At 68.0% G+C, this 4,937-nt stretch carries 5 protein-coding genes; 2 read left to right on the top strand and 3 right to left on the bottom strand.

Annotated elements, in window-relative coordinates; translation table 11 throughout:
• Positions 1-264: 264 nt before the first annotated feature.
• Positions 265-1,350: a D-alanine--D-alanine ligase gene (ddlA, locus tag HMPREF3114_RS16630; RefSeq protein WP_070490019.1), complete on the top strand. Its 1,086-nt coding sequence runs from the start codon at positions 265-267 to the stop codon at positions 1,348-1,350.
• 133 nt (positions 1,351-1,483) lie between these two features.
• Here ddlA and HMPREF3114_RS16635 read toward each other — a convergent pair whose 3' ends face one another.
• The 3 genes from HMPREF3114_RS16635 to oleC form a co-directional block, all read right to left on the bottom strand.
• A complete protein-coding gene (locus HMPREF3114_RS16635; protein ID WP_005407633.1) occupies positions 1,484-1,639 on the bottom strand; it encodes a DUF1328 domain-containing protein in 156 nt (51 codons plus the stop codon).
• Between the two features lie 81 nt (positions 1,640-1,720).
• Complete coding sequence (gene oleD, locus HMPREF3114_RS16640) at positions 1,721-2,713, bottom strand: 2-alkyl-3-oxoalkanoate reductase (protein WP_070490021.1); 993 nt, start codon at positions 2,711-2,713, stop codon at positions 1,721-1,723.
• Positions 2,710-4,368, bottom strand: a complete 1,659-nt coding sequence (oleC, locus tag HMPREF3114_RS16645; protein ID WP_005420778.1) for an olefin beta-lactone synthetase — start codon at positions 4,366-4,368, stop codon at positions 2,710-2,712. Before oleC ends, oleD begins: the two co-directional genes overlap by 4 nt.
• 104 nt (positions 4,369-4,472) lie before the next feature.
• Between oleC and HMPREF3114_RS16650 the strand changes: the two genes are divergently transcribed.
• Positions 4,473-4,904: a YkgJ family cysteine cluster protein gene (locus tag HMPREF3114_RS16650; RefSeq protein ID WP_005407630.1), complete on the top strand. Its 432-nt coding sequence runs from the start codon at positions 4,473-4,475 to the stop codon at positions 4,902-4,904.
• Positions 4,905-4,937: the final 33 nt, after the last annotated feature.

Here is a 4,937-nt window from a genome sequence, read left to right on the forward strand (position 1 = left end):
CGCAACCGGACCCACCCCGCCTTCGACAGATTCCTGTCGTCTGTGGGGTCGGATCCCGTTGCCGCGCAACGGGCTCTGATCCCAATGCTGATGGGATCTGGCGTTGGTAGATGCCGACCTTGGTCGGCGCTGGATTTCCCGGGGGCCAACCAAGGTCGGCCCCTACCCGAGCCGGCGGCCCGGCGGTTCATCCGTGCCTCACCCGAGCGGCGATGGAAGGTTCATGCTGTACGGCCACGCAACGCACAGGACATCGCATTCCCCATGGCACGGACCCGGGTCGGCATCATCTTCGGGGGCAAGTCTTCCGAGCACGAAGTTTCACTGCAGTCGGCGAAGAACATCCTCGATGCGCTTGATCGCGAGCGCTTCGAGCCGGTGCTGGTCGGCATCGACAAGCAGGGCCAGTGGCATCTGAGCGAGCCTGCGACCTTCCTGCTCAATTCCGATGATCCGGCACGCATCGCGCTGCATCGCTCCGGCCAGTCGCTGGCGGTCCTTCCCGGTGCCGAGCAGGCACAGCTGCAGCCCTCCGATGCGGCCAGCGTGCTGGGCCAGATCGATGTGGTGCTGCCGATCGTGCACGGGCCTCTGGGCGAGGACGGTGCGCTGCAGGGCCTGCTGCGCATGGCGAACCTGCCCTTCGTCGGTTCGCCGGTACTGGGCTCGGCAGTGGCGATGGACAAGGACGTGACCAAGCGCCTGCTGCGCGACGCCGGGCTGCAGGTGGCGCCGTGGCTGTGCATCCGCCGCCACCAGGTGGCGGAAGTGGATGTCGATGCGGTGATTGCCCAGCTTGGCCTGCCGCTGTTCGTGAAGCCGGCCAACCAAGGCTCGTCGGTAGGCGTGAGCAAGGTCAAGGATGCGGCGGGCTTTGCCGAAGCGCTGGCATTGGCGCTGCGCTACGACCACAAGGTGCTGGTGGAATCGGCGGTGATCGGCCGCGAGATCGAGTGCGCGGTGCTGGGCAACGAACATCCGCAGGCCAGCCTGTGCGGCGAGGTGGTGGTGCACGACGAGTTCTACGCCTACGACACCAAGTACATCAACGCCGATGGTGCCGAAGTGGTGGTACCCGCGGATATCGATGCTGCAACACAGGCACGCATCCAGCAGATCGCGCTGCGGGCCTATCAGGCGCTGGAGTGTGCCGGCATGGCGCGCGTGGATGTGTTCCTCACTGCGGGCGGCGACATCATCATCAACGAGGTCAACACGCTGCCGGGCTTCACCCGCATCAGCATGTACCCGAAGCTGTGGGGTGCCAGCGGCGTGGACTACACCACGCTGATCACCCGCCTGATCGAGCTGGCGCTGGAGCGCCATGCGGCGGACCGAGCGCTTCTGTAGAGTCCAGCCATGCTCGACTCTACAGAAGGTGCGCCGATCAAGGTCGGCACCTACCAGGCGATAGTGTGCTGATCAAGGTCGGCACCCACCTGGAAGCGGCGTGCCGGTCGATGACCGGCACGCCCTGCAGTTTCTATCCGCGCTTGCGGAACATCGAGATCACCGCAAGGATCAGGAACACCACGAACAGGATCCAGGCGATGTTGGTTGCGGCGCCGGCGATTCCGGAGAAACCCAGAACAGCGGCGATGATGGCGATGACAAAGAAGATGATGGCGTAGTGCAGCATGGCGCTCCTCGCGGGTGGTCGAGCCTTGGATGGCGTGGGTCCATCCTCCCGATCCTGCGGTGTGCAACCAGTGACGGCGATCTATGCAGCAGATGAAGCCTTCAGCCTGCGCAGCCCCTCTTCGATGCTGACCTGCGGCACGTAGCCGAAGTCACGGCGCGCCGGTTCCATGCTGTACCAGTGCGGCGTGCACAACTGCTCGGCCAGGAAGCGGGTCAGCGGCGGCTCGCCACGCAGGCGCAGCAGCGGCCACAACCGCTCGCAGACAGCGCCGATGCGGTAGGCGGTCTTGAAGCTGATCGCCTTGTCCACGGTTGGTGCGCCAACAGCGGCCAGCAGCTTGTTGACCAGCTCGCGCATCGGCAGCGGTTCGCCGTTGGAAATGAAGTAGGCCTTGCCCGCACACGCAGCGCCCGGCGCCAGTGCCTCGAAGGCGAGGAAGTGCGCGAGTGCGGCGTTGTCGATGTAGGTGGTATCGACCTTGTTGTTGCCGTCGCCGACCAGGCGCAGGCGGCCCTGCCGCGCACGTTCGGCCAAGCGTGGCACCAGCTGCTGGTCGCCCGGGCCCCAGATCAGGCGCGGGCGCAGTGCCACCGTCGCCAGCGACGCATCGTTGGCGGCCAGCACGCGCTGTTCGGCGATTGCCTTGGTAGCCGCATACGGCGCCTGGAAATCTTCGCCGTACGGCACCTCGTCAGCCCCGAGGCCTTCCACCGGGTGCGTGGCACGATGGGTCACGCTGGGCGTGGAGGTGTAGACCAGCCGGTTGATGCCATGCGCGCGGCAGGCCGCGAGGACGTTGTCGGTGCCGACCACGTTGGCCTGGTGGTAGCTGTCATAGCTGCCCCATGCGCCGGCCTTGGCGCCGTTGTGGAACACCGCATCGACGCCGGCCACCGCATGCAGCACCGCCTGCGCATCGGCCAGATCACCGCGGATCTGGCCCACGCCCATCGCCTGCAGTTCCGGGTAATGACTGCGGTTGAACGCCAGCACCTGGTGGCCACGCTCGACCAGCCCGCGGCACAGCGCCTGCCCAAGGAAACCACCGCCACCGGTGACCAGGATCTTCATGCGCGCTTCTCCAGTTCGGCGCTGGCCCAGACGGCGAGCTTCTCGCGGCCGATCTTGGCGTTATGACGGATATCGACGGGGAACGAAGGGTGTACCAGGAAGTGCTCCAGCCCGGCTCCGGCCAGGCATGCGGCGGCCTTGGCACGCAGCGCTTCCTGCAGTGCCGGGCTGTCGGACCGGCCACGCTGCAGCTCCACGCACAGCACCGGCACCTGCGCACCGGCGGCCCCCACGCCAACCAGCGCAGTGCGCGCCACGCCGGCCACGGTGTTGAACATCGGCTCGACCTGCTCGGTGTACAGCGGCCCGCGCGCGGTTTCCACGCGCTGCGTCTTGCGCCCGCAGAACCACAGGCGGCCCTGCACATCGAAATAACCAACGTCGCCCATGCGATGCACCACGCGGGTACTGCCATCGGCCAGCGTCTCGCGGATCTTCGCGGCGGCGGTGGCCTGCGGGCGGTTGAAGTAGCTGTCGGTGGCGGTCGGCCCGGCCACGGTGATCTCGCCCACCTCGCCGGTGGCCAGCACACGTGCCTGCGACCAGTCGGCCAACGGTGCGTCGTCGATGGCGATGATGCGCACCTCGTTGGGGGCCACCACGTTGCCCACGCAGGTGCCGGCACCGGCCTCGGTCGCCGCGCGGGTGCGCTCCAGTTCGCGGCCTTCGACCACCGCCACCGGCAGGCACTCGGTGGCGCCATAGGGAGTCCAGAACTGCGCATCGGCCGGCAGCAGGCTGCGGATGGTGGCGACCACGTCCGGCGGCACCGGTGCCCCGGCCGAGGTCACCCGGGTCACCGTCGGCAGTGGCCGCCCGTGCCGGGCCAGCACCCGCATCAGCGCTGGCGAGCCGAACAGCTGGGTTACGCCGAAGCGCTGGATGGCATCGTGCAGGCGTCCCGGGTCGGCCTGCGCCGGCCGCGTCGGGTCCATGTCCGGGATCACCGAAGTCAGGCCCAACGCCGGGTCGAACAGCGCGAACGGTGGGAAGGTCGGCAGGTCCACCCCACCCGCTTCCATGCCGAAGGCACTGCCCAGCAACTGGATCTGGCCGACGAAGTGGCGGTGGCGGTAGACCACGCCCTTGGGCACGCCGGTGGAGCCGCTGGTGAACAGGATCGCCGCCATGTCCTCGCCATCGGTATCGGCCAGCATGGCCCCCCCCTTGGCACCGGCACGTTCCAGCGCGGCCAGGCTGGTACCGCCCCAGCCGAGGCGACGGCCGACCGTCACCAGCCGGGTGGCCGACGGCGCCCAGCGCAGCACCAGCCGCGCCACATGCGCCAGCGGAATGCCGATGAAGGCCTGCGGCTGCGCCTCGTCCAGGCACTGCTTCAGCGCGCGCCGGTCGATGCCCGGATCGACCAGCACCGGCACTGCGCCCAGCTTGAACAGCGCGAACATCAGCAGGAAGAACTCCGGAGAAGGCCGCACCATCACCACCGTGCGCACGCCACGGCCGATCCCGTAGCCGGCCAGGCCGGCGGCCATGGCATCACTGCGGGCGTCCAGCTGACGGTAATCGAGGGTGACATCGTAGGCGGCCATGCCGTTGCCGGCGCCGCGGCGGCCCGGGCAGCGGATGGCGATCTGGTCGGGGCGTTCACGCGCCAGTTCAGGCAAACGGGCCGCAATGTTGCAGGGTCGGTTCATCCGTTCATTGTCGCCGCTTACGGAATTTCTTGCGCGGCGGCCCACTTCGTGGAAAATCCGCACCCTCGTTCCCGATTCCGACTGCCGCCCGAGGCGGCTTGCCCATGCAACATCCCTGCATGACCTGCGGCGCCTGCTGCACCCAGTACCGCGTGGCCTTCCACTGGATGGAATCGGACGAGGTCACCCCCGGCGGCGTGCCGCACCAGCTTACCGAGGTGCTGGACCCGCATCGCCTGTGCATGCGCGGCACCCATTCCAAGCCGGTGCGCTGCGTCGCGCTGGATGCGCAGATCGGCGTGTATTCACGCTGCACGATCCACCCCAACCGGCCCAGCGTGTGCCGTGAGGTGGATGCATCGTGGGAATACGGCAAGGCCAGCCCGCAGTGCGACAAGGCGCGCATTGCCTATGGCCTGGATCCGCTGACGCCGGCCGACTGGCGTTGGCGCGATGACGCCGACAATGACGACGATCATCCGGACGACAACGGCAACAGCCCGTCCTCGCCACCACAGGCGCCGGTCGCCGCATAATCCGGTGTGCCGACCAACGGTCGGCACCCACCC

Source organism: Stenotrophomonas sp. HMSC10F07 (assembly GCF_001807895.1).
Classification (GTDB): Bacteria; Pseudomonadota; Gammaproteobacteria; order Xanthomonadales; family Xanthomonadaceae; genus Stenotrophomonas; species Stenotrophomonas sepilia.